Source organism: Bathymodiolus platifrons methanotrophic gill symbiont, assembly GCF_002189065.1.
Lineage (GTDB): Bacteria > Pseudomonadota > Gammaproteobacteria > Methylococcales > Methylomonadaceae > Methyloprofundus.
The window spans coordinates 1-1,137 of record NZ_BDMN01000591.1 but is presented as its reverse complement, the minus strand read 5'-3'; the positions used below and the strand labels follow the sequence as shown (position 1 = coordinate 1,137).

Sequence of the window (1,137 nt, the reverse complement as noted above, 5' to 3'; positions counted from 1 at the left end):
GATTTATCAAAACTGCTATGACGTAAAGAGAATTTTGACAATGTCTTTGTGTCAGTCATTGACTGAAACGAGACATACCCTTTAAATTCACAGTGCTCAAAATTTAGTGTCCCATTACCGAACTTAGCCCTCTTGAATTCAAGATCGCCATTGCCGAACTTAGCGTGACTGAATTCCACATCGCCATCTCCGAACTGCGCGCCATTGAATTCTACAGAGCCATCTCCGAACTGCGCGCGATTAAATTTCACAGCGCCTTTGCCAAACTTAGTATTAAAAAAGCTTATATCGCCATCGCCAAACTGGACACTATTGAATTCTACAGAGCACTCTCCAAACTCGGCCTCATTAAATGACACACTCCCTTTGCCCAAGAATTTGGCCTTAAAGAAATTCACACTCTCGTTGCCTAAGAATTTGGCCTTAAAGAAATTCACATAGCCATCGCCAAAATTAACATTACAAAAATACACATCACCCTTGCCGAAATTGGCAATCCTAAAATTCACGTCTCCTTCGCCGAACTGGGCGTCGCTGAAATCCGCGTCTCCTTTTCCGAACTTGGCTCTGTTGAAATTCACTTCGCCCTTACCGAATATAGTGCTCCTAAATTCTGTGAGATACGCGCCTAACTGGGCGTCGCTGAAATCCACGTTTCCTTCTCCGAAATTGGCATCCATGAAAGAAACACCCTGCCCAAAATTGGCGAAGGTGAAGTTCACACCACCATCACCGAATATGGATCTAGAAAAATTTACATTCCCTTCCTTTGGAAACAGATACCCTGAGAAGTTAAATTCCCCTTTTCCTTTCCTATGCTTTGAAAAATCGACACCTGAAAAATCCACCTCCGTATCATCACCATGTTTTCCAACATAAACGTTCCATCTTTCTTTACCTGCTAAGAACTCGTCAAAGGCTTCTTTATCCTTCCCATATATAGTCTTTCGATCTTTATAGTTGACCATCATAGTTAATATTCCTATTTTGTTTCACGTTCGCATACAAGTAAGTTTAGCCCCTGTAATGCCGGTAGGCCGCATTTTGCAAATTCTGCGGCCTACCGTTCATGTGGGGAATATATTGGCTCCCTACGGGACGTGTTGATAAAGCATGGATAACGAAAAGATGTTACCC

At 42.5% G+C, this 1,137-nt stretch carries 1 pseudogene; it reads right to left on the bottom strand.

Annotated features, from left to right (window positions below):
• Positions 1-971: pseudogene (locus CDZ78_RS20775) on the bottom strand (hypothetical protein); the annotation flags it as partial.
• Positions 972-1,137: the final 166 nt, after the last annotated feature.